Origin of the sequence: Amycolatopsis sp. NPDC024027, from assembly GCF_040638975.1 — a bacterium.
GTDB lineage: Bacteria > Actinomycetota > Actinomycetes > Mycobacteriales > Pseudonocardiaceae > Amycolatopsis.
On record NZ_JBEZYY010000002.1, the window covers coordinates 614,044 to 636,053 of the forward strand.

At 71.2% G+C, this 22,010-nt stretch carries 23 protein-coding genes and 1 tRNA gene; 20 read left to right on the forward strand and 4 right to left on the reverse strand.

Annotation, left to right across the window (positions count from 1 at the left end; genetic code table 11):
• Nucleotides 1–5: 5 nt before the first annotated feature.
• The gene (locus tag AB0F52_RS07785) at nucleotides 6–611 is read left to right on the forward strand and encodes a hypothetical protein (protein ID WP_360166627.1); all 606 of its coding nucleotides are present in this window, start codon (nucleotides 6–8) and stop codon (nucleotides 609–611) included.
• Here AB0F52_RS07785 and AB0F52_RS07790 read toward each other — a convergent pair.
• Complete coding sequence (locus AB0F52_RS07790) at nucleotides 589–1,266, reverse strand: alpha/beta hydrolase (RefSeq protein WP_360165873.1); 678 nt, start codon at nucleotides 1,264–1,266, stop codon at nucleotides 589–591. The two genes, AB0F52_RS07785 and AB0F52_RS07790, sit on opposite strands and share 23 nt — an antisense overlap.
• Before the next feature lie 134 nt (nucleotides 1,267–1,400).
• Here AB0F52_RS07790 and AB0F52_RS07795 point away from each other — a divergent pair, with 134 nt between their 5' ends.
• Together AB0F52_RS07795 and AB0F52_RS07800 are read left to right on the forward strand one after the other, a co-directional pair.
• Nucleotides 1,401–1,940 (forward strand): DUF2716 domain-containing protein, encoded by a 540-nt coding sequence (locus tag AB0F52_RS07795; protein WP_360165876.1) that lies wholly within the window; start codon nucleotides 1,401–1,403, stop codon nucleotides 1,938–1,940.
• 33 nt (nucleotides 1,941–1,973) lie between these two features.
• Nucleotides 1,974–2,375, forward strand: coding sequence for an immunity 7 family protein (locus AB0F52_RS07800; RefSeq protein ID WP_360165879.1), 402 nt, complete (start codon nucleotides 1,974–1,976; stop codon nucleotides 2,373–2,375).
• Between the two features lie 221 nt (nucleotides 2,376–2,596).
• Here the strand turns inward: AB0F52_RS07800 and AB0F52_RS07805 are convergent.
• Nucleotides 2,597–2,669 (reverse strand) — tRNA-Gly (locus AB0F52_RS07805).
• 187 nt (nucleotides 2,670–2,856) lie between these two features.
• Between AB0F52_RS07805 and AB0F52_RS07810 the strand changes: the two genes are divergently transcribed.
• From AB0F52_RS07810 to AB0F52_RS07860, 11 genes are all read left to right on the forward strand, one after another.
• Nucleotides 2,857–4,503, forward strand: coding sequence for a sigma-70 family RNA polymerase sigma factor (locus AB0F52_RS07810; RefSeq protein ID WP_360165882.1), 1,647 nt, complete (start codon nucleotides 2,857–2,859; stop codon nucleotides 4,501–4,503).
• Nucleotides 4,504–4,616: 113 nt separating this feature from the next.
• Entirely contained in the window at nucleotides 4,617–5,057 is a 441-nt protein-coding gene (locus AB0F52_RS07815) for a hypothetical protein (RefSeq protein WP_013222080.1), read from the forward strand.
• Nucleotides 5,058–5,069: 12 nt separating this feature from the next.
• Nucleotides 5,070–5,930, forward strand: coding sequence for a DNA-formamidopyrimidine glycosylase family protein (locus tag AB0F52_RS07820; RefSeq protein WP_360165886.1), 861 nt, complete (start codon nucleotides 5,070–5,072; stop codon nucleotides 5,928–5,930).
• Nucleotides 5,931–6,029: 99 nt separating this feature from the next.
• The gene (locus AB0F52_RS07825; RefSeq protein WP_360165889.1) at nucleotides 6,030–7,355 is read left to right on the forward strand and encodes a histidine kinase; all 1,326 of its coding nucleotides are present in this window, start codon (nucleotides 6,030–6,032) and stop codon (nucleotides 7,353–7,355) included.
• Between the two features lie 19 nt (nucleotides 7,356–7,374).
• Nucleotides 7,375–8,220 carry a S49 family peptidase gene (locus tag AB0F52_RS07830; protein WP_360165892.1) on the forward strand — a complete coding sequence of 282 codons (846 nt, stop codon included), beginning with the start codon at nucleotides 7,375–7,377 and terminating at the stop codon, nucleotides 8,218–8,220.
• A 158-nt stretch (nucleotides 8,221–8,378) separates the two neighbouring features.
• Nucleotides 8,379–9,764 carry a glycoside hydrolase family 16 protein gene (locus tag AB0F52_RS07835; RefSeq protein WP_360165895.1) on the forward strand — a complete coding sequence of 462 codons (1,386 nt, stop codon included), beginning with the start codon at nucleotides 8,379–8,381 and terminating at the stop codon, nucleotides 9,762–9,764.
• A gap of 83 nt (nucleotides 9,765–9,847) precedes the next feature.
• Nucleotides 9,848–10,681, forward strand: coding sequence for a LytTR family DNA-binding domain-containing protein (locus tag AB0F52_RS07840; protein ID WP_043792552.1), 834 nt, complete (start codon nucleotides 9,848–9,850; stop codon nucleotides 10,679–10,681).
• 13 nt (nucleotides 10,682–10,694) lie between these two features.
• A complete protein-coding gene (locus tag AB0F52_RS07845) occupies nucleotides 10,695–11,225 on the forward strand; it encodes a hypothetical protein (RefSeq protein WP_360165899.1) in 531 nt (176 codons plus the stop codon).
• 31 nt (nucleotides 11,226–11,256) lie between these two features.
• The gene (locus AB0F52_RS07850; protein WP_360165902.1) at nucleotides 11,257–13,047 is read left to right on the forward strand and encodes a cation acetate symporter; all 1,791 of its coding nucleotides are present in this window, start codon (nucleotides 11,257–11,259) and stop codon (nucleotides 13,045–13,047) included.
• A gap of 41 nt (nucleotides 13,048–13,088) precedes the next feature.
• Complete coding sequence (locus tag AB0F52_RS07855; protein WP_360165905.1) at nucleotides 13,089–13,448, forward strand: rhodanese-like domain-containing protein; 360 nt, start codon at nucleotides 13,089–13,091, stop codon at nucleotides 13,446–13,448.
• A gap of 2 nt (nucleotides 13,449–13,450) precedes the next feature.
• Entirely contained in the window at nucleotides 13,451–14,488 is a 1,038-nt protein-coding gene (locus AB0F52_RS07860; protein ID WP_360165908.1) for a DUF4328 domain-containing protein, read from the forward strand.
• On the opposite strand, the gene AB0F52_RS07865 is transcribed toward AB0F52_RS07860, so the two are convergent.
• A complete protein-coding gene (locus tag AB0F52_RS07865; RefSeq protein WP_360165911.1) occupies nucleotides 14,485–15,075 on the reverse strand; it encodes a TetR/AcrR family transcriptional regulator in 591 nt (196 codons plus the stop codon). The genes AB0F52_RS07860 and AB0F52_RS07865 overlap by 4 nt on opposite strands.
• 96 nt (nucleotides 15,076–15,171) lie before the next feature.
• On the opposite strand from AB0F52_RS07865, the gene AB0F52_RS07870 reads away from it, so the two are divergent.
• On the forward strand, nucleotides 15,172–16,518 hold the full coding sequence (locus AB0F52_RS07870) for a DHA2 family efflux MFS transporter permease subunit (protein WP_360165914.1): 1,347 nt from the start codon (nucleotides 15,172–15,174) through the stop codon (nucleotides 16,516–16,518).
• Nucleotides 16,515–17,357 carry a mycothiol conjugate amidase Mca gene (gene mca, locus AB0F52_RS07875; RefSeq protein ID WP_360165917.1) on the forward strand — a complete coding sequence of 281 codons (843 nt, stop codon included), beginning with the start codon at nucleotides 16,515–16,517 and terminating at the stop codon, nucleotides 17,355–17,357. The genes AB0F52_RS07870 and mca overlap by 4 nt, the downstream gene beginning before the upstream one ends.
• 457 nt (nucleotides 17,358–17,814) lie before the next feature.
• On the opposite strand, the gene AB0F52_RS07880 is transcribed toward mca, so the two are convergent.
• Entirely contained in the window at nucleotides 17,815–18,981 is a 1,167-nt protein-coding gene (locus AB0F52_RS07880; RefSeq protein WP_360165920.1) for a cytochrome P450, read from the reverse strand.
• A gap of 53 nt (nucleotides 18,982–19,034) precedes the next feature.
• Here AB0F52_RS07880 and AB0F52_RS07885 point away from each other — a divergent pair, with 53 nt between their 5' ends.
• The 4 genes from AB0F52_RS07885 to AB0F52_RS07900 all read left to right on the forward strand — a co-directional run bounded on the left by AB0F52_RS07885 (nucleotide 19,035) and on the right by AB0F52_RS07900 (nucleotide 21,949).
• Nucleotides 19,035–19,916 (forward strand): DUF5926 family protein, encoded by an 882-nt coding sequence (locus AB0F52_RS07885; protein ID WP_360165923.1) that lies wholly within the window; start codon nucleotides 19,035–19,037, stop codon nucleotides 19,914–19,916.
• Between the two features lie 129 nt (nucleotides 19,917–20,045).
• Entirely contained in the window at nucleotides 20,046–20,399 is a 354-nt protein-coding gene (locus AB0F52_RS07890; protein WP_360165926.1) for a DUF952 domain-containing protein, read from the forward strand.
• Nucleotides 20,400–20,609: 210 nt separating this feature from the next.
• A complete protein-coding gene (locus AB0F52_RS07895) occupies nucleotides 20,610–21,122 on the forward strand; it encodes a SigE family RNA polymerase sigma factor (RefSeq protein ID WP_360165929.1) in 513 nt (170 codons plus the stop codon).
• Nucleotides 21,119–21,949 carry a hypothetical protein gene (locus AB0F52_RS07900; RefSeq protein WP_360165932.1) on the forward strand — a complete coding sequence of 277 codons (831 nt, stop codon included), beginning with the start codon at nucleotides 21,119–21,121 and terminating at the stop codon, nucleotides 21,947–21,949. Before AB0F52_RS07895 ends, AB0F52_RS07900 begins: the two co-directional genes overlap by 4 nt.
• Nucleotides 21,950–22,010 lie beyond the last annotated feature (61 nt).

Below are 22,010 nucleotides of genomic sequence, written 5' to 3' on the forward strand. Positions count from 1 at the left end.
GGGCCATGGCCTACATCACCCTGTCCACGTTCGTGGGCTACAGCGCGAGTTCCGGGCCGTCGCGGTCGTCGTTCGTCCGGCGGCAGCGCCGCCAGTACGAAGATCCGGCGCGGGCGGCGTTCAACTACTACCGGCGGGCGGCCAACGCGGTGCGCTCCGGCCGGGCGGCGAACCAGGACGAGGTCGCGTTGCGCGCGCTCGTCAACGCCGCCGACGAGCGGACGAAACCGCACTACGCGGCGATCGCCGAGGGCTGGCTGCGGTACCTCGGCCGCAAGTCGCCGAAGCTGGTCGACGTGGGCCGCGGCCGGTGCCGCATCGGCGAGCTCGAGATCGGCGTCAGCCCGCAGATGGGGCTGCGCAAGAGCGACGGGCGCCGGTACGCGACCTGGCTCTACTTCAAGGAGGAGCCGTTGGCGAAGGCGTCGGCGCAGCTCGCGCTGTGGGTGCTGGAGGAGGCGATGCCCGACATCCTGCCCGGCGGCGAGGCGCTGGTGATCGACGTCCGCCGGGGGAAGGAGTACCAGCTCTCCGCCCGGGACCGGGCCCGGCTGCGGCCATGGGCCCGCAGCGAGGCCTCGGCGTTCCTCACCCTGTGGGACGCGGCCTGAGCAGCACCTCGGCCACCAGGTCCGGCCGGGTGACGAAGGGGTGGTGCGCCACCGGCAGTTCGACGACGTCGGTGGCGCGCGCCGCCTGGGCCCGCTGGGTTTCGGGCAGCGTCGCGCGGTCCTCGCCGCAGACGACGTAGGTCGACGGGACTTCCCGCCACGCCGCCCGGGTCGCCGGCTGGCCGAACACCGCCTCGTTCTGGCGGGTGAGGCGGCCGGCGGCCGCGGCGTACGTGCGGTCGTCGAAGTCCTGGGCGAACCGCGGCCGCACCAGCTCCTCCCGGACGCTCGCGGTGCCGTCTCCGTGGCTGACGTGCACCGGTTCGCCCGTCCCGAGGTCCGCGAGCGCCTCGCCGACGTCCGGCAGGAACGACGTCACGTAGACGAGCCGGTGGATCGCGGGGTGGTCGCCGAGTGTGGTGATCACCATGCCGCCGTAGGAGTGTCCGACGAGCAGCGCGGGCTCGTCGGAGGCGTCCAGCAGGGTGCGGACGGCTTCCGCGTCGGCGTGCAGGTCACCGCGCGGCTCGCTCTCGCAGCTGGGCAGCACCGCCGCTGAGCTGCGCAGACCGTGCCGGGCGAGTACCTCGGCCGTCGGTTGCCACCACCACGCGCCGTCGCGGACGAACGCGCCGTGGACGAAGAGGATCCGCATGGTGACAACTTGGCAGAACCCACCCGGATGAGTGACACAGTTCGCGGCGGGCGGACGGGGACTGGACAAACCGGAGGCCGAACACGAAGCTTTCGCGTGTTCTTCCGCGCCTGGCCGACTCGAGGTCTCAAACCGTGAATGCTGCTTGGGAAGCCGTCTCCCGCGTCGTCGACGAGCCGGCCTGGTACTGGGTGTACGACAAGCTGGCGTTCTGGCCGAGCACCTACGCGCACGCCTGGCCGGGGTTCCGGGAGCCGGTGCCGTCGCGGACGTGGGACCTTTCGCCCGGGAACCTGGACCGCGCTTCGGCGGAGTTCCGCCTCGGCCCGTACGCGGTCGAGGAGCACCAGGTCGCGACGATCGCGCTGGCCGCGTTCCGGGAGGTCTGCGGCCCGGACGACTGGATGTGGGCGCTGCACTGGCAGCACCAGTCCTACCGCGTCCGACCGCACCTGATGTCCGGGAGTGCCCGGTGGCCGGTGCCGGTGTTCCCGCGTGCGGACTACCACTTGTTCCTGGCGGCGGACTTCTCCTACGGCACGCTCGGGCACCCGTGGGAGCGGACGTTGTGCGTGTTCGGCGAGAAGCTGGTGCCGGCGTTCGAGCGGCTGGGCGAAGGCGTGCTGTCGAACGTGCTGCGCCGCGACGGGAAGCCGTCCGCGCTGGCCCGCTGAGCGGCTGGTTGGTCTCTTGCTACCGTTCTGCGGGTGTTCGAATATCACGGCTGGGTGACCATCCAGGCGACCGCGAGCGGCGATGACGACGCGGCGCTCCTGGAGCGCCTGGTCGACCGCGTACACCGCGCGATCCGCGACGCGGGCGACTTCGACCTGGTCGACCTCCGCTGGAGCGCGGGAATGCCCATGCTCCACTTCGGCGGTTTCGACAAGCACGGCGGCGACCTGGCCCCCGAAATCCTGAATCTCTTCACCCGTGCGGGCGAATTGGCCCCGGGCTCGTACGGCCTGCTGCACACGTGGGACGACCAGGACACGGAGAACGACAACAACTTCCGCGTCTACCGAATGGCCCGAGGCCAGGTAACAGAGCGCGAAGACGCCCACCTGACCCCAGTGGCCCCCACAATCCTCGACACCTACGAGCTCTGACCCCCCGCAACCCCAGAGCCCCAACCCCCGCCCACCCGGTCACAAAGTCTGATCCGGGCAGAGCCGGGGCACGCCCCAAAAGTCCGGGCCGGAGCAGGGAGGGGAACCCTCCGAAGGTCTGGCAAAGGCACCGTGGGGGGTCCGGGGGGCTCGGCCCCCCGGGTGAAATGGCGAAGGGGTCGTGGTCGGCGATTTCCGCCGACACGACCCCTTCAACCCCGAGCGGATGACGGGATTCGAACCCGCGACCCTCACCTTGGCAAGGTGATGCGCTACCAGCTGCGCTACATCCGCGTTGTCTTGCTGATGGGGGAAACTCTATACCCATGCCTGAGGGGTCCGGTCACCGGGTCCCCCTGTGCCCGGACCGGTGCTTCGGTGTCACAGCTGGCGTACAAGGGGTGACGACGGCTGATTCCCTCCGTATGGTGTCTCCATTCGACCGAATGGGGAGACCTTCGGGGAGGAGGTGCCGGGCCGGATGACCGAGCTGGGCACGGTGCCGCCACCAGCGGCCTCGGAATCCGACGAGCAGGCACTGCTGCAACGGCTCCGCAACGGCGAGGACGCCGCGTTCGGGGAGCTGTTCGAGCGGCACGCCGCCGCGGTCCGCCGGCTCGCGCAGAGCCTGGCGGCCGATCGGTCCGAGGCCGAGGACATCACCGCGGAGACGTTCTTCCGCGTGTTGCAGGCTCTCCGCCGGGGTGCCGGTCCCCGTGACTACGTTCGCGCTTACCTGCTGACCGTCGCCCGCCGGGTGTCGTGGGAGTGGCACGGTGCGCGCCGGGACGTCCCGGTGTCCGACGACGAACTGACTTTCCGCGCCGGGGCGGGGGCGGACACGCACGCCCGCACGGCCGAGCACACGTTGATCACGACGGCGTTCACCAGCTTGCCGGAGCGGTGGCGGACGGTGTTGTGGCAGACCGAGGTCGAGGGTGAGCAGCCCGCGATGGTCGCTCCCCACTTCGGGTTGAGCGCGAACGCGACCGCGGCGCTGGCCCGCCGGGCCCGGCAGGGGCTGCGGGCGGCGTACCTGCAGGCACACCTTTCGGTGAACCGCGGGCCGGATTCGTGCCGGGCGGTCGTCGAAAAGCTCGGCGGGTTCACCGCGGGGAGCGTCACCGGCGCCGAGGCGGAGCGGATCAAGGCGCACCTGCACGGCTGCCCGTCGTGCCGGGCGACGCAGGACGAGCTGCGTGACGTCTGCTCGTCGCTGCGGGCGCACGCCGGGGTGCTGGTGCTGCTGGTGCCGGCCGCCGCGTCGCTGGGCGGTGGCGGGGTGCTGGCCGGGCTGGGCGCGACGGTCAAGGGCGTCCTGGTCGGTTCGAAGGTGAAGATCGGGCTGGCGCTGGCGTCGACCGCCGCGGTGGGTGCCGTCGGTGTCGCGGCCGGGCCGGTGCTGTTCGGGTCCGGGCCGGTGCGGGACATCGGGTTGCCCGGTGGGGCGCCCGAGCTCGTCGTGGTGCCGCCGTCCGAAACGCACCACCAGCCGCCTCCGCAGGCGCCGCCGGAGCCGCGGATCGGAATCGGTGTGCTCAACGGCCGTGGCAACGGGGTCGCGGTGCCGGCCCGGGCGCGGGGCGGGGAGCAGCAGGCCGCCGCGAACGAGGTGCCCGCTCTGCCGGTCGCCGGGGACGTCCCGGTCGCGGCCGTGGCCGGCGGTGGTGCGGGTGACCAGCTCGTCCCGCGTGAAGACGTCCCCTCCTCGACTTTCGTCGCGTCCGACCACCCGGGGTCGTCGCCGCGGCTGGACTCGTCGAGGCCCGTCATGACGATGACGACCGAGTCCACCGACGCGCCCGTGCCGGAGGACGCCGACGCGCCCGAGCTGTCGCCGACCGGTAAGCCGCGCCCGTCGTCGGACCAGCCCACGGATCAGCCGGAGAAGCCGGCGCCGAAGGACGACCAGGCCGGCGACCCGCAGGCCGGCGACCCGGAGACACCGACGGACACCACGACTGCTGACAACACGGCGACGGACACCACGAAGACGGACACCACGAAGACGGAGCCGTCGACGACGGTGACACCGACTTCGGGGAAGCCGTGCCCGAGCAGCGCGTCGTCCGTCACCGGGTCGGGCGAACCGGCGGACCCGGCTCCGGCCGCGCCGTCGGGTTCTTGATCAGCGATGATCCGTTCCGGCGGGCGAGATGTCCGGTTCCTCCCTCGCGCGGGTGAGCCCGGGCACGGTACCGTTGAGGCGCTCACCCTGCGGGCGCCCTGGGAGGCAACTGAATGAACCGGCTGGTACGCGGCGAAGACGGCCGCGACTGGGTGGTCCGTGCCCAGATGGAATGGCGCGCACCGGCGACGGCCGACGACTTCGAGCACGACGTCGCGGGCAGTTACGGGCCCGGGATCGCGATGATCGTCGTCACCACGCTGCTGGCCGTGATTCTCGTCGTGTGGACGCCCGACCAGGTCAACGTGCCCGCGTGGGTGCTGCTGGCGCTGCTGCTCGTGGTGTTGTTCTTCCCGCTGCGGTGGATCCTGCGCCGTCCGTGGACCGTCGTCGCGGAGACCGAGGGCGACGTGACCGGTGACCGGCCGTCCGAGCGCTGGGTCGGCACCATCCGCGGCATGTTCACCGTGCAGGGCGAGGTCAAGAAGATCTCCAAGACCATCCAGCGGCATTCGCTGCCGGACTTCGACGGGCCACTCCACCCGGTCGAGTAGGACACTGGTGCCATGCCCGAGCTACCCGAGGTCGAAGCACTGGCTCACCACCTGCGCGAGAACGCCGTGGGCCGGACGATCTTCCGCATCGATGTCGCATCGCTGAGCGTCCTGAAGACGGCGACCCCGCCGTGGACCGAGCTGCACGGCCGCGAGATCACCGGCGCGACCCGGCACGGCAAGCACCTCGACGTCGTGGCCGGTGACCTGCACCTGGTCGTCCACCTGGCCCGCGCGGGCTGGCTGCGCTGGTCCGACGGCCTCGCCGCGGCGCCGCTGAAGCCGGGGAAGGGCCCGATCTCGCTGCGGGTGCACCTCGAGTCCGCCACCGGGCCGGGCTTCGACCTCACCGAAGCGGGCACGAAGAAGGGCTTGGCGGTCTGGGTCGTCGAGGACCCGCAGGAGATCGCGAGCGTGGCGCGGTTGGGTCCGGACGCGCTCGCCGTGGACGCCGCCCGGCTGCGCGAGCTGTTCGCGGGGAAGAACACCCGGCTGAAGTGGGCGCTCACCGACCAGTCGCTCCTCGCCGGGATCGGCAACGCCTACTCCGACGAGATCATGCACCGCGCGAAGCTCTCGCCGTACGCCACGATCGGCAAGCTCGACGAGGGTGCGTTGGAGACGCTCGCCGAGGCGATCCACGACATCGAGACCGACGCCGTCGAGCGGTCGGTGGGGCAGAAGGCGGCCCGGCTGAAGGGCGAGAAGCGGTCGGGCCTGCGGGTCCACGCGCGGACCGGGCTGCCGTGCCCCGTCTGCGGCGACACGATCCGCGAAATATCCTTCGCCGACAAGTCGTTCCAGTACTGCCCGACCTGCCAGACCGGCGGCAAGCCGCTCGCCGACCGCCGGATGTCGCGGCTGCTGAAGTAGCCGCTTCCGGACTCTCGGTAGGGTCTCTTCAACTCTCGGTCATCGCTGTTGGACAGAAAGTGGGAACAGGCCTTGCACCCGGTCGGTCGAGCGCAGAGCATGGACGCCGTGTCCGGGTTTCCGCTTGCGCAGATCGTCCCGTGGGGTCTCGTGGTGCTGCTCGTCGCCGCGTTGATCGTGCTGCTGGTGCGGCAGCGCAAGCCGGCCAGCGTGGTGGAGGACGCCATGCTGCAGGCGGTGCACCGGATGTCGAAGGCGGCGCCGAACCTGCGCGCCGGCCTGGACGAGGACGCCGCCGACAAGATCACCACGCAGCTGCTGCAGATGCTCGACTGCGTCGCCGTGGGCATCACCGACAGCGAAGGCACGCTGCTGTCCTGGGACGGCGAGGCGAACGAGCACTACGTCGACCTGGTCGACGCGATCGGCAACGCGATCCGCAAGCACCGCCGCGAGGTCGTCGCGCACGACCGGATGCCGTGCAACCACCGCGGTACCTGCCGGATGAAGACCGCGGTCATCGTGCCGCTGCTGGTGGAGGGCGAGACCGAGGCGGCGCTGATCGTCGTCGGCCGCACCCGCGGGCGGCTGGTGCAGATGGCCGACGCCGTCGCCCAGTTCGTCTGCACCCAGTTCGAGCTGTCCCGGCTCGACGAGTCGAAGCAGCAGCTCCAGCAGGCCGAGATCAAGGCACTGCGCGCGCAGATCTCCCCGCACTTCGTCTACAACGCGCTCAACACGATCTCCGCGCTGATCCGCACGGATCCCGAAGAGGCCCGAGAGCTGCTTCAGGACTTCGCCGACTTCACGCGCTACTCGTTCCGGACGTCGGGCATGTTCACCTCGCTCGCCGAGGAGCTGCGCAACATCGACCGTTACCTGACCATCGAGAACGCCCGCTTCGGCGGCCGGCTCGAGGTGCGGATGAAGATCGCGCCCGAGGTGCTCAGCGTCGTCGTGCCGTTCCTGATCATCCAGCCGCTGGTGGAGAACGCGGTCAAGCACGGCCTCGCGAGCAAGCCCAGCGGCGGCTGCGTCACGGTGATCGCGCAGGACTACGGCACCGAAGCGCTGATCAGCGTCGAGGACGACGGCATCGGCATGGACCCGCGGCGGCTGAAGGACGTCAAGAACGCGCACAGCACCGGCGCGCACGTCGGGCTCGGCAACATCAGCCAGCGCATGCAGCAGGTCTTCGGCAGCGACTACGCGGTGATGGTCGAGACCGCGCCCGGTGCCGGCATGAAGGTGACGCTGCGGGTGCCGAAGTTCGTCCCGGGCGTCCGGCCGAACATGCCGGACTACAGCTCCGAGACCGACTCCGGCGAGGCCGACGTCCCGGCCCAGGGCGGTCCGGCGCAGCTGAACGGCGCCGAGGTGAACGGCGTCAACGGCACGCGCTCCGGCATCCTCCCCATGGGCTGAATCCGGCTAGCCTGGCTTCATGAGCGTTACGGACAAACTGGCTTCGCGGATCCCGGTGCTGGCCGACCGCGTCGAGCGCAAGGACGTCGTGGCCGTGGTGAAGCTGCACGGCGTGATCACGCCGTCGCCGTCCCCGCTGGCCAGGGGCGCGATCAACCTCGCCGCCGTGGAAACGGCGCTGACCAGGGCGTTCGGGCACGATCGCCTCAAGGCGGTCGCGTTGCTGGTGAATTCGCCGGGTGGCGCGCCGACGCAGTCGGGGCTGGTCGCCGAGCGGATCCGGCAGCTGGCCGACGAGAAGGGCGTGCCCGTCCTGGCCTTTTGCGAGGACGTCGCCGCGTCGGGCGGGTACTGGCTGGCCTGCGCCGCCGACGAGATCTACGCGCATCGGACGTCGATGGTCGGCTCGATCGGCGTGATCAGCGGCGGCTTCGGGTTCACCGGCCTCCTGGAGCGCTTCGGCATCGAGCGCCGGCTGCACACGGCGGGCGCGAACAAGTCGCGGCTGGACCCGTTCTCGCCGGAGAAGCCCGAAGACGTCGAGTGGCTGAAGAAGATGCACACCCAGCTCCACGAGCTGTTCGTGAACTGGGTGAAAGAGCGTCGCGGCGATCGGCTGACCGACGCGGAGGACCTGTTCACCGGCGACGTCTGGCTCGGCGCGAAGGCGCTCGAGCTGGGCCTGATCGACGGCCTCGGCAGCCTCCGGCAGATCATCACCGAGCGCTACCCGGACGCCGAGATCTCGGTGGCCGAGCCGAAGAGGCCGCTGCTCGCGCGCCTCGGCATCGGCGCACCGGCGGCGGCGTCGGCGGTGCTGGACGCGGTGACGCAGAAGGCGGCCTGGTCGCGCTTCGGCCTCTGACGCCGATGTCCGGTTCGGGTACTTCCGGGCAGACTTTGTGACCTGGATCACTCTTCCCCTGTAACGCCTCTGGAACCGGGGGTGGAGCGTCGGGTTTCCTCGTCAACGGGCTTTGTTGCGAACGGCAACAAATCCGGACGACAAGGAGGTCGTACCTGATGCCCCACCTCCGGTTCACCATCGGCGCGGTGCTCGGCGCCGCACTGATCGCCATCCCGCTGACCATTCCCGCCGCCGCGTCGATCCCGCCGCCCGAGTCGGGCTGGACGACGGTGTTCGCCGACGACTTCACCGGCGGCGCCGGCTCGCTCCCCTCGAGCGCGAACTGGATCATCGACACCGGCCACAGCTATCCCGGCGGCCCCGGCAACTGGGGGACCGGGGAGATCCAGAACTACACGGCGAGCAGCAGCAACCTGTCCCAAGACGGCAGCGGCAACCTGCGCATCACGCCGTTGCGCGACGGCGCGGGCAACTGGACGTCGGCCCGGATCGAGACCCAGCGCGCCGACTTCAAGCCCCCGGCGGGCGGCGTGCTGCGGATCGAAAGCCGGATCCAGATGCCCAACGTCACCGGGGCGGCCGCGCTCGGCTACTGGCCCGCGTTCTGGGCCCTCGGCGGCCCCTACCGCGGCAACTGGTGGAACTGGCCCGCCATCGGCGAGTTCGACATCATGGAGAACGTCAACGGGATCAACTCCGTCTGGGGCGTCCTGCACTGCGGCGTCAACCCGGGCGGTCCGTGCAACGAGACCACCGGCCTGCCGAACAACCGGGCGTGCCCCGGGAGCAGCTGCCAGTCGGCCTTCCACACCTACCGCTTCGAATGGGACGCGAGCAGCAGCCCGCAGGTCCTCCGCTGGTTCGTCGACGGGCAGCAGTTCCACTCGGTGAGCCAGAACCAGCTCGACGCGACGACCTGGGCGAACATGACCACCCACCAGGGCTACTTCGTGCTGCTGAACCTGGCGATCGGCGGCGCGTTCCCCAACAACAACTCCGGCACGACCACGCCGGGGCCGGGGATCGTGCCGGGGCACCCGATGGTCGTCGACTACGTCACGGTGACCACCCGTGGCGGTGGCGGCGGCACGACGACCCCGCCCACCACGACCACGCCGCCGTCCGGTGGCGGCAGCGCCTACCGGACCATCCAGGCCGAGTCGTACAGCCAGCAGTCCGGTCTGATCACGGAGGCCACCACGGACACCGGCGGCGGCCAGAACGTCGCCGCGGTGGCCAACGGCGACTGGGCGCTGTACGGAGGAGTCGACTTCGGCGGCAGCGCGGCCACGAACTTCCAGGCGCGTGTGGCGTCCGGGGCCGCCGGCGGAGTCAGCGGGCTGGTCGAGGTGCGGCTGGACAGCCGGTCCAACGCGCCCGTCGGCAGCTTCGCGGTGGGGAACACCGGTGGCTGGCAGAGCTGGCGGACCGTCCCGGCGAACATCAGCGGGGTGACCGGCGTCCACAACGTGTACGTCACCTTCACCAGCGGCCAGCCGGCCGACTTCGTGAACCTCAACTGGTTCACGTTCGTGCATTGAGAGCAGGGGGCCCGCGGCCGCGGTCGCGGGTCTCCTCACTTAAGGCGGACGGGGGCTGGACATTGCACTCGGCAATGGGCAGGATGCGTTTCACTGTGAGTGCTCACGATGACACCCGGAAGCTCGTGGTCCTGGCTGTGGACGACGAGCCGAACGGTCTTGACGAACTCGTCCACTGCCTGCGCAACAGCCCGCACGTGGCGAAGGTGTTCCCGGCGATCGACGCCTCCGAGGCGCTGCGGTTGCTGTCCACCGACGACCCGCGGTTGCGCGAGCGCAAGGACCGCGGCCTGCCGATCGTCGACGCCGTCTTCGCGGACATCGACATGCCCGGGCTGTCGGGGATGGAGATGTCGCGCGTGTTCGCCGCGCTGCGGCCCTCGCCCGCGCTGGTGTTCGTCACCGGGCACGCCGAAGAAGCCGTCAACGCCTTCGACCTCGGCGCCCTCGACTACGTGCTCAAGCCGTACCAGCAGGATCGCCTCGATCGCGCCATCTCGCGCGTGCTGGACAAGCTGGCCGCCGCGGCGGCGCCCCCGCCCGGCGCGCTGGGCGGCGAGCCGGTCAAGAACGACGACGAGGTCATCCCGGTCGAGCTGGCGGGCACCACCAAACTCATCCCGCGCTCCTCGGTCCGCTGGGTCGAGGCGCAGGGCGACTACGCGCGGCTGTTCACCACCGAAGGCAGCCACCTGGTCCGCATCCCGCTGGCCCAGCTCGAAGAGCGCTGGGAGAAGGCCGGCTTCGTCCGCATCCACCGGTCGTTCCTGGTCGCCCTGCCGCTGATCACCGAGCTGCGCATGGGCCAGGGCGGCTACCAGGTCGTCATCGGCAACGAGGAGAAGGTGCTGCCGGTGAGCCGGCGGCACACCCGCGCGCTGAAGGACCGGCTGGTCGGTTCGGGCCGGAACGGCTGAGCCGGGGCCGGCCATGACGGACGACTTCTACGAGCGCCGCTCGAACGGTGTCCGCGAACCGGATCCGACCCTCGGCAGGCGGGCCCGGCACCGGCCGCTGCCGCAGCCGGCCGACCGGGCCGTCGTCGAGTCCCTGCCGCCGGCGCCGGAGAACGAGCCGCCGCCGAAGCCGGAACACCACGCGAAACCCAAGCGGGAGCGCGTGATCCTCGCCGACCCGCGCCGCGGCGCCGGCACCCTGCGCGCCCGGGTCGAGCTGGAGGAGCAGACCAGCTGGGGGAAGCTGCTCGTCCGCGACCACCTGGTGAAGGTGCAGCTGCGGACGGCGTTGCTGCTCGCGCTGCTCGTCGTCGGCGTCTTCGGCTCGCTGCCCGTGCTGTTCTACCTCGTGCCCGGGTTCTCGCAGGCCAGCCTGCTCGGCATCCCGGTGGCCTGGCTGATTCTCGGCGTGCTGCCGTTCCCATTCCTGTTCGGCGTCGGGATCTGGTACAACCGGCTCGCCGAACGCAACGAACGCGCGTTCGTGGACATGATCGAAAACTAGTTTCGCACCGAGTCGTGCGAGGATTCCTCCCGTGCAGTTGAACCCGTGGGCCTTGACCGGCATCGTGCTGGTCGCCGTGGTGACGCCCTACCTCGGTCACCGCTCCTCGCGGTCGGCGACGAGCACGCACGACTTCCTGGTCGCGCGGCGCACCGTGCGGTCCCGCCGCAACGCCGCCGCGATCTCCGGCGAATACCTGTCCGCGGCCTCGTTCCTCGGCATCGCCGGAATCGTGCTCAAGGACGGCGCCGACGCGCTGTGGTTCCCGATCGGGTTCACCGCGGGGTACCTCGCCCTGATGCTGTTCGTGGCGGCGCCGCTGCGCCGGTCCGGGGCCTACACGCTGCCCGACTTCGTCGAAATGCGGCTCGGCTCGCAGGGCCTGCGCCGGTTTTCCACGGCGTTCGTCGTGTTCATCGGCATCCTTTACATGGCCCCGCAGCTGCAGGGCGCCGGCCTGACCCTGGCGACGGTCGTGCCGGTGCCGGCGTGGGCGGGCGCGATCGTGGTCATGGTCCTCGTGGCGTTCAACGTCATCTCCGGCGGGATGCGCGCGATCACCGTGGTCCAGGCGTTCCAGTACTGGCTCAAGCTGTTCGCGATCGCGGTGCCCGCGTTCGTGCTGTGCATGGTCTTCTTCACCGGCGGCGGCCCGGACGGGTTCCGGCCGCTCGGTTCGCCGGCGCCGCCGGTGTTCGTCAGCGACACCACGGTGAACGTGCAAACCGACGTCACGCTGCACGTCACCTCGGACACGTACCTCTGGGCCTACGGCCGCACCGACAACGGCCCGGCGGCCGGGCCGACGCACTGGACACCGCTGGCGCCGCACACGGTTTCCGAAGGCACCAAGCTGAAGTTCCTGGCCGGCACGCCGGTCCCGGTGGTCAGCGACTCCGTCGCGGACAACTCGGACTGGCTGCACCCGGCTTCGGGCAGCCTCACCGACCTGCTGCAGACGTACTCGCTGATGTTCGCGACGTTCCTCGGCACGATGGGCCTGCCGCACGTGCTGGTGCGCTTCTACACCAACCCCGACGGCAAGGCCGCGCGCCGCACGACCGTGCACGTCCTGCTGCTGCTGGGGCTGTTCTACCTGTTCCCGACGCTGCTGGGCGCGCTGTCGCGGATGTACGTCCCCGAGCTGCTGGTGACCGGCAAGACGGACGCGGCGATCCTGCAGTTGCCCTCGGCGATCCTGCCCGGCGTCGGCGGCCAGCTCCTCGGCGCGGTCACCGCGGCCGGCGCGTTCGCCGCGTTCCTGTCCAGCACGTCCGGGCTGCTGGTGAGCGTGGCCGGGGTGGTGTCGACCGACCTGCTGCCCGGCCGGGTGCGCGACTTCCGCGTGGCGGCCGCGCTGGTCGCCCTGCTGCCGATCGGACTGGCGGTGGGACTGCGGCCGGAGGACATCTCGCTGTCGATCGGGCTGACGTTCGCGCTCGCCGCGTCGACGTTCAGCCCGCTGCTGGTGCTGGGCATCTGGTGGCGCAAGCTGTCCTGGCCGGGCGCGCTGGCCGGGATGCTGGTCGGCGGCGGCCTGGTGCTGGCCGCGCTGGTGGTCAACGTCGTGAGCGGTTACACCGGCGGCTGGGCGCCCTGGTTCGTCAACCAGCCCGCACTGATCACCGTCCCCGCTGCCTTCGTGTCGACGTACCTGGTCAGCCGCATGACCGGCTACGGCCGTCCGGAGCACGTCCACGACATCATGCTGCGGCTGCACGCGCCGGACCCGCTCGGCTTCATGCGGGACAGGGCGGTCGCGCGGTTCGGCCAGGCCGAGGAAAAGACCCGCGTCACCAGCCGCGGCCGGCACCGCAAGTGATCCGCTGACCTCACGCGCGGGCAACGCCTCCGCATGGCAGCATGGACACCGTGGTGAGCCCTGCTGAACTGCCGACCGCCGAGGTCCGCGACCTGCCCAAGGACGGCCTCGTGCTGCTCGACGTCCGTGAAGACGACGAGTGGGCCGCCGGGCACGCGCCCGGCGCGGTGCACATCCCGATGGGGGAGCTGCCCGCTCGCGTCGGCGAGCTGGCCGAGCTGCCCGAAGACCAGCCGATCCACGTGATCTGCCGCAGCGGCGGCCGGTCCGCGCGCGCGGCCGCGTGGCTCAACCAGAGCGGCTGGGACGCGGTGAACGTGGCCGGCGGCATGGGCGCGTGGCAGCGCGAAGGCCGTCCGATGGTCGGCGAGCACCCCGGCCTCGAACCCGAAGTGATCTAGCCTTGCACCCGGGGCAGCCTCCCGCCGGGCAGCCGTACCCGCCCGGGTACTGGCCGCGCCAGGCGCCGCCGCCGACGGCCCAGCAGCTGCAGGGCCGGACGCTGGCCGCCCAGCCGGAGCCGTACCCCTACCACCGCCGTCCGCTGCACCGGCCGAAGCTGCGCTGGGTGGCCACCCCGCCGCCCGGCGCGTGGCCGCGCCGCCGCGTCGTGGCACCCGAGCCGTACCTCGGCCCGCCGTCGTACCCGGTGCCGCCGCGCTGGGGGTTCCCGAACCTGGTCTGGCGCCGCCCGACGTCGGTGCCCGGCACGGCGTCCGACGAGGTCCGCCCGATCGACCGGGTGCCGGTGCTCAGCCGCAGCGTGGTCGTCGTCCTCTTCGCGTTCGCCGCGCTCGCCGTGGCCGCGGCGAGCGCGGAGATCTGGCGGTACGTGCTGCTCGTCCAGGGCCGCGAATCCGCGCTGTCCCGCTCGGTGGTGGCGTTCTCCGACGCCTTCGTGCTCACCGCGGGCCTGCTCGCCTCGATCCTCGCGCTGCTGCCCGCCGGGCTGTCGCTCTGGTGGCTGCTGGTCGCGCGCCAGGCGGCGGCGGACGTCTCGGGCGACGACCCGCCCCGGCCGGTGTGGCAGGTGCTGGTCGGCGTCCTCGTGCCGGTGGCGAACCTGCCGCTGGCGCTGTCGGTCGTCGGCGAACTCGAGCACGCGGTGCTGGGCCGCGCGCGCGACGCCCGGCCGAAGCCGTCGCGCCGGGTGCTCGGGTGGTGGGGCGCCTGGCTGCTCAACTGGGTGCTGCTGGGGGTGTCGATCTGCTGGCGCTTCCGCGACGACGTGCAGTCGATGGCCGACAGCGTCGTCCTGGTCGCGGTGACCGACCTGGCCGCGGCCGCGCTGGCGGTGATGACGGCCCTGGTGGTGCGGCGGTTCACCGCGCTGCTGGCGCCGTCGGACGCCCTCGCCGTGCGCGAGATGCGCGTGCTGAAGGTCCAGGGTGCGCCTGAGCCGGAGCTGCGGGCTTCGCGGCCGGCCGGCGCCGCGCGCTAGTAGCGACCGAAGACCGGTTCGAGCTGGTCGAAGGCCTGTTCCGCGATCGGCCAGAGCTCCTCGGCGACCGTCTTTTCGTTCTCGAGGGTCCGGTCGAAGGCCTCCTGGAAGAGCACGCGCAGGACCGTCGCCAGGTGCGCGGCGGCGAGCGTGGGGTTGAGGTCTTCTTCGGGGTGGCGGCGGATGAGGAGGTCCGCGAGCGCCGTCTCGCGCTCGCGGTGCATCTCGTGCAGCGCGTTCGTCAGGACCGGGCTCTCCTTGATCATCCGCACGAAGCCGGGGCCGGAGAAGCCGACCAGCGCGTGTTCGGCGCCCAGCGCTTCGAAGTAGAGCTCGCGCGTGTCGTGGAAGACGCTGTCGCGGACCAGGGCGGCGGGCCAGGAGGTGAAGTCCTCCCGGATGTCGAAGACGAGGTCTTCCTTGCGCGGGAAGTGGTTCGTCACGGTCATCTTGGCGACCCGCGCCTCGGCGGCGATGTCCGCGATCGTCACGTCCTCGAAGCCGTTGCGGATGAACAGCCGCGTGGCCACGTCGGAGATGGTCTTCCGGGTCTCGTGCTTCTTCCGGTCGCGGAGTCCCTCGCTCATGGCGTCACTCTACTGGGTCGGACCCAAGATTGTGCTTGACCTAGTCAGTGGGTCGGACCTAATCTGAGGTTCGACCTAATCAACTGGGGGGTGAGCATGACAACGGCAGTCCGGCCGGATGCGGCGCTGTGGCGGCTCGGCGGTGTGCTGATCATGGGCGCGGTGCTGTCGATCCTCGACGCGACGATCGTGACCGTCGGGATCGGCTCGATCGCCCGTGACCTGGACAGCCCGCTGACCACGGTGCAGTGGGTGGCGAGCGCGTACCTGCTCGCGGCTTCGGCCGCCATCCCGCTGTCGGGCTGGCTGACCGACCGGTTCGGCGGCCGCGCGGTCTGGCTGGCGGCGGTGGCGATCTTCACCGCGGGCACGCTGCTGTGCGGCTTCGCCTGGTCCGCGCCGGCGTTGATTGCGTTCCGGGTGCTGCACGGGCTGGGCGGCGGGCTGATGCAGCCGGTCGGGCAGGCGGTGTTCGCGCAGGAGGCGGGTCCGGCGCTGGGCCGGATGATCGGCGTGATCACCCTGCCGGCGACGGTGGCCCCGGTGCTGGGCCCGATGCTCGGCGGTGCGCTGGTCGCGGGCTTGGGGTGGCGGTGGATGTTCTTCGGCATCGTCCCGCTGGGCGTGGCGACGTTCCTCTGCGCGCGGCGGCTCCTCCCGGCTCCGGCACCGGGCGGCGCGCCTGCCGCGTTGGACGTCCGGGGGCTCGCGTTGCTCTCGCCCGGGCTCGGCGCGTTCGCCTACGGCCTGGCCGAGGGCGTGGTAGTCGCCTGGGTGGCCGGGGCCGTGCTGCTGCTGGCGTACGGCATTCACGCTTCCCGGGTGGCGGCGCCGGTGCTCGAGCTGGCGTTGTTCCGGAACAAGGGGTTCGCGGTCGCGAGCGCGAGCACGTTCCTGCTGGGAGCGTCGCTGTACAGCTCGATGCTGCTGCTTCCGCTGTACTACGAGCAGGTCGAGCACGCGAGCGCGTTGCGGGCCGGGCTGTTGCTGGCGCCCCAGGCCCTCGGCTCGGCGGCGGTCATGCTGGCGAGCGGCCGGCTCTTGGCCCGCTTCGGGCCGCGGCGCACGATGCTGGCCGGAATCGCGCTGTCCCTGCTGGGCACGATCGCGTTCACCCGGCTCGGCTCGGCACCCGGCGGTGCCCTGCTGACGCTGTCCCTCCTGCTCCGCGGCGCCGGGCTGGGCGCGGCAACGGCCCCCGGCATGACGACGCTGTACGGCTCGCTTGAGCGGTCCCGCATCCCCCGCGCGGCGAGCGCGTTCAACGTGGTCAACCGGATCGGCGGCTCGCTGGGCACCGCCCTGCTGGCCGCGATCCTCCACAGTGAACTCTCGGCCGCCCCGGCCCCGGCGGCCTTCGGCACCACGTTCACGTGGGCACTGGCGCTCTCGGCGCTGACCTTGATCCCCGCACTTTTCTTCCCTACGAGGAGCACACGGTGACTTTCCGCCTCTTGAGCGTCCACGCCCACCCGGACGACGAGTCCAGCAAGGGCGCGGCCACCCTGGCCCGCTACGCGGCCGAAGGCGTCGACGTCCTGGTCGCCACCTGCACGGGCGGCGAACGCGGCGACGTCCTGAACCCGGCCTTCGACACGCCTGAGACGTGGGCGGACCTCCCGGCGATCCGCCGTCGCGAGATGGCCGCGGCCGCCGAGATCTTGGGCGTCCGCCAACGCTTTCTCGGCCTGGTCGACTCCGGCCTCCCCGCGGAGGGCGAGCCCTTGCCCGAAGGCAGCTTCGCGGCCCTGCCGCTCTCCGAAGCGGCGGCACCGCTGGTGGCGCTGATCCGCGAGTTCCGCCCGCACGTGGTGATCACGTACGACGAAACGGGCGGTTACCCCCACCCGGACCACATCCGCACCCACGAGGTGACGGTCGAGGCCTTCACCGCCGCCGCCGACCCCGCTCGCTATCCCGGCACGGGCGAGCCGTGGCAACCACAAAAGCTGTACTACCAAGCAACTCTGAGCCGCGCCTGGTTCGAGGCGCTGCACGAGGCCACCCTGGCCGCCGGCCTCGAATCCTCAATGGCCGAAGTCCTGAACGAACTCCCGCCCGACAAACTCCCGACAACCACCAAAATCCGCTGCGACGCCCACTTCGCCACCCGCGACCGAGCCCTCCTGGCCCACGCCACCCAGGTAGACCCGGCCCACCCGTTTTTCGCCCACTCCCGCGAAATCGAGCGCCAAGTCTGGCCCCACGAGGACTACCACCTCGCCCACCCCACCCCAGGCCCCCGCCTCGAAGAAGACCTCTTCACCGGAGTAACCCCATGAACCCCGTGTCGACCCCCCAATCACGCGAGATGCCTCCCCAATCACGCGAGATGCCTCCCCAATCACGCGTGGTGCCCCTCCAGCCACGCGAGTTCCGCCCGGCGGGGGACACCACGGCCGGAGTAGAACACCGCGCCGGGATGGATGGAGGCCGCGGGAGGTTTCCGCCCGTCAACTGGCGGCGCAGCCCTGCCGATGCGCATGCGGCAGGCACACGAACTTCGAGAAGTCCGCCCTCAGGCCACCGCCTGGAAGCCAAGCCATCTACATCCGGGAGGGGCAACCCCACGAGATGCCTTTCCAGTCACGCGAGATGCCTGCCCCATCACGCGCGATGCCCCTTGAGCCACGCGAGTTCCGCCCCCATCACGTGACTTCCGCCTTCAACCACGCGAGACCCGCTCCGAATCATGCAGTTCCGTCCCGGATTACGTGAGAACCGGGGCAAGAGACCCCGTCACGCGGTGACCCGAAGCTCCTTCAACCCGCGGATCACGAATTCCGGCCGCCGCGGCGGAGTCCCGGCCAGGCGCAACCCCGGCAGCTTCTCCGCCAGCGCGCTCAGCGCGGCGGCGATCTCCACCCGAGCGAGAGGAGCACCCACGCAGTAGTGGATCCCCATGCCGAACCCGAGGTGGGCGTTCGGCGTCCGGCCGATGTCCAGGCGGTCCGGCTCGTCGAACACCTTCGGGTCGCGGGCCGCGGCACCGAGGAGCGCGCCGATCTTCTCGCCACGCGAAACGACATGTCCGCAGATCGACACGTCCTCGGTCGCGGTCCGCTCGAACAGCTGCAGGGGCGCGTCGAACCGGATCAGCTCCTCGACACACGAATCCAGAAGGGCAGGTGAAGCCAGCAGGCGTTCCCATTGGTGCCGGTGCGTGAGCAGGGCCGTGATGCCGTTGCCGAGCACGTTGACCGTCGCCTCGTGGCCGGCCATCAGCAGCAACACCGCGGTGGCCACCAGCTCGTCCGGCGTCAGCTCGCTGCGGAGGAGGTCGCTGATGATGTCGTCGCCCGGTGCGTCTGCGCGGGCCGCGGCGACCGAGCGGATGTACTCGACGAACTCGGCCGCGGCCCGCTCGGCGGCGTCGCGTCCTTCCTCCGGCAGGTCGTACTCGTACATCTTCACGATGGCGTTGGACAGCTGGACCATCCGCGGTCCGTCGGTACCGGGGACGCCGAGCAGCTCGGCGATCACCGCGACCGGCAGCGGCTGGGCGAGGTGCTCGAGGAGGTCGGCACTGCCGTCGGCGGCGATCGCGGCCGCCAGGTCGTCGACCATGCGGGCGGCGAGCGTCGCGACCATCGGACGCAGCCGTTGTACGTGGCCGCGGCCGAAGGCGCCCGCGATCAGGCGACGCAAGCGGGTGTGCGCGGGCGGCTCGTTCTCCAGGAGCGAATCGCGGTGCAGCAGGTTGAACGAGGCGAACCGCTCGAGCGGCTGGGCGTCCTGCCAGATCCGGCCGAGGCCGCGGTGGCGCAGCACGGCCGAGGACGCGGCGTGCGACACCGCGATGGCGAGGCCGAGCCCTTCGTGGAAATGCACCTCGCCGCGTGAGCGGAGTGCGGCGAACGCCGGGTACGGATCTTCGAGGAACGCGGGATCGCGGGGGTCGAACACGTCGCGAGACTAACCCTTCGATAGCGTCTGAAGCCGAGCCAGAGGAGGCAGCAGTGGGCAAGGGCGCGCGCAAGAAGGGTCCCAAGCAGGCGGCGGACCGCAAGCCGAAGGTGCGCGACGTCTTCGTCGGCCAGCCGTTCGAGGGGCTGGCGGCGGAGCCCGAGCTGATCGCGCTGCGCGAGTTCGTGCCGTCCGCGACGGCCCAGCTCACCCTCGCCGACGGCGGTGACGTCACCCTCGGGACCGTGCTGCCCATGGCGGCGGCCGCGTTCGTCCGCTCGGACGGCCGGCGGTACCTCGGTCTGCAGGTGCAGACCCGCTCGTCCGACATCAGCCGGGATCTCGGCCGGTCGCTGAAGTGGCTGCTGGACGCCAAGGAGGGCGACGTCCTCGGCGTGCCGGACACCACCACCCCGCCCTCCGCCGACGAGCACGCGCGGCTCCAGGACCTACTGACGCCGGGTGCCGAACTCGACGTCACGCTGCACCAGGACTTCGGCTGGTGGCTGCCGGAGGACGCGGACGCCACCGGTGACGTCGCCGTGTCCCTCGAGCGCGCGAACGCCGCGATCATGCCCACCGAACGGCTCGGCTCGGGTGCCTACTGGGTCCTCGCCGGCGAGAAGGCGCACCTGCGCTGGGTCCGGCCGGAGCCGGAGAACCTGCTGCTCCAGGCCCTCGCCCGGCTGTCCGCGGCCGGTGAGCTCGGCCTCGGTGAGGGCTCGCGCTACGCGGGTTCGTTCCGGGCGCACGGCTTGCTCGTCCCGGTCTGGGACCTCGACCCCGAGGCCCACGCCCGCGAATGGGCCGAAGCGAAGGACGCCCTCGGCGCCCGGCTCGAGACGGCGTTGAAGTCGCTCGACGACGAGCCGCTGAACGCGACCGAGCGCCGGGCGCGGGACGGCCTCATCGGCCGGCAGCTCACCCTGCGCTGACCCCGTCGGCGGGTGCCGGACCGTCGGTACGGACCGGCGGTCGTTCACCCGCTCGATGAGCGTTCAACCAGGCATTATGTGGCGCACGAGACACCGCCGCCGGATCGCGGCGGTGGGACGATTCTCGGCGTGATACTTCACATCTGTGGGGCGGCCGAGTGGGCCGAAGTGGGTGAAGGCGGCGAGTACCGGCCGTCTTCGCTGGGGGAAGTCGGGTTCATCCACTGTTCCGACTTCGGCACGGCCACCCTGCCGGCCAACATCCGCTACCGGGGCCGCACCGACCTGGTACTCCTCGAGATCGACCCGGCGAAGGTCGGGTCCCCGGTCCGCTGGGAAGACGGCGCTCCGCCGCACCCGGAGGGGATCTGGTTCCCGCACGTCTACGGCCCGATCCCGCACGCGGCGGTCGTCGGCGTGCACGAATTCCGAGAGTCCGACGGCGGCGGTTTCCGGCTGCCCGACTCGCTCGCTCACCGCTGACGTGGGCAGACAATCACCCGGCCGAGCGATCACGAACTCGGCCGGGAACGCAGGCAACCTGAGGGGGCTGTGATGCGTGTTGGGGAGGAAAGCGACTCGGCTTCCGGCTACCCGACCCCGATGGGAGGCGATACGGTGACCGCTGCGGCACCCGTCTTCACCGGGGGAGAAACCTGGGTGACCAGCGCAGGCCGAGGGAGGTCCGCGACGTTGCCTGGCGAGATCGTCGACTTCGGCGACTTCGTGCAGGCCACCTTGCCCGGCCTGCTGCGGTACGGCCACGCGCTCACCGGCAACCCGCACGACGCGGCGGACCTGGTGCAGACCGTGCTGGAGAAGATCGGTTCGCGGTGGACCTACGTCCACGAAAAGACGGGCGACCCGCTGGCCTACGTCCGCCGGTCGATGGCGAACGCGCACGTGAGCCGCTGGCGCCGGACGCGTCGCGAGAACCTCGTCGCGGACCTGCCGGACACCAGCCCGCACGTGCCGGCGGACCCGTTCGAGCACGAGCCGCTGTGGCGTGCGTTACGAACGCTGCCGCCGAGACAACGTGCCGTGATGGTGCTGCGTTACTACGAAGGTCTCTCGGAAGCGGAGATAGCCGGGGTCCTCGGAATCACGCAGGGCACCGTCAAAAGCCAGGCCAGCAAGGCGATCGCGTCGCTGCGGATGAAGCTGAAGTCGGTCGACGGCGAAGGCGAAGGGAGTGGTGCGGGTTGAACATCTCCGAGGACGAACTGGAGCAGCGCCTGCGCGCGCTGTTCGCCGACGAGCGGCTGGACCTGCCCCCGCCGCCCGACGCCGGCACGGTCATCGTCACCGGTGCGCGGCGCCGTCGCCGGCGCCGCCACACCGTGCAGGCCGTGGCCGGGGTGGCGGCCGCCGTGGTCGCCGTCGCCGGTGGGCTGACCATGATCCGGCTCCACACCGAGGACGGCACCGCGGCGATATCCGTCCCCGGCACCGGAGCCGGCTCCAAGCCGGCCGAGAACCTCACACAGGGCCGGCCGGCAGAGCCGTCGACGCCCGGCCCGACCGGAACGCAGAGCATCCAGGCTTCCGCACCGCCGGGAGCGTCGACGTCAGCGCAGCCGACACGGCGGCCGACGTCCGCCCCGGCGCCGTCCACGCTCGCCGAGGTGACCAGTGGACCGCTGCTCGCGGCGGACGGTTTCGGCAAGCTCAAACTCGGCATGTCCGAGGCCGACGTGGCCGGGCAGGCAGTGACGCTCAGCGACGCCCAGGCCGGCGCGGGCTGCACCGTCTACAAAGCACAGGGCAGCGGGGTTCCCGCGTCCGCGAGCGTCGTCATTTCGAAGGCGGCCGGGCTCGTCGTCGTCACGCCGGACGTGGCCGCGCACACCGCCGAGGGCATCGGCGCCGGATCCACGAAGGACCAGATCCTCGCCGTCTACCCCGCGGCCAAGGAAGAAACCGGTGGCGTGGTCGCCCCGGCCGGGACTGCCGCCGAATACCGCTTCCGCCTCGACCGGACCGGTGTCGTGCAGACGAGCCTGACGAGCGCCACCCAGGACTGCGCCGGCTGAGGGCCGGCCACATGCCGAAACCCGGGCTGTCCACAGGGGGAGAGCCCGGGTTTCGTGCTTC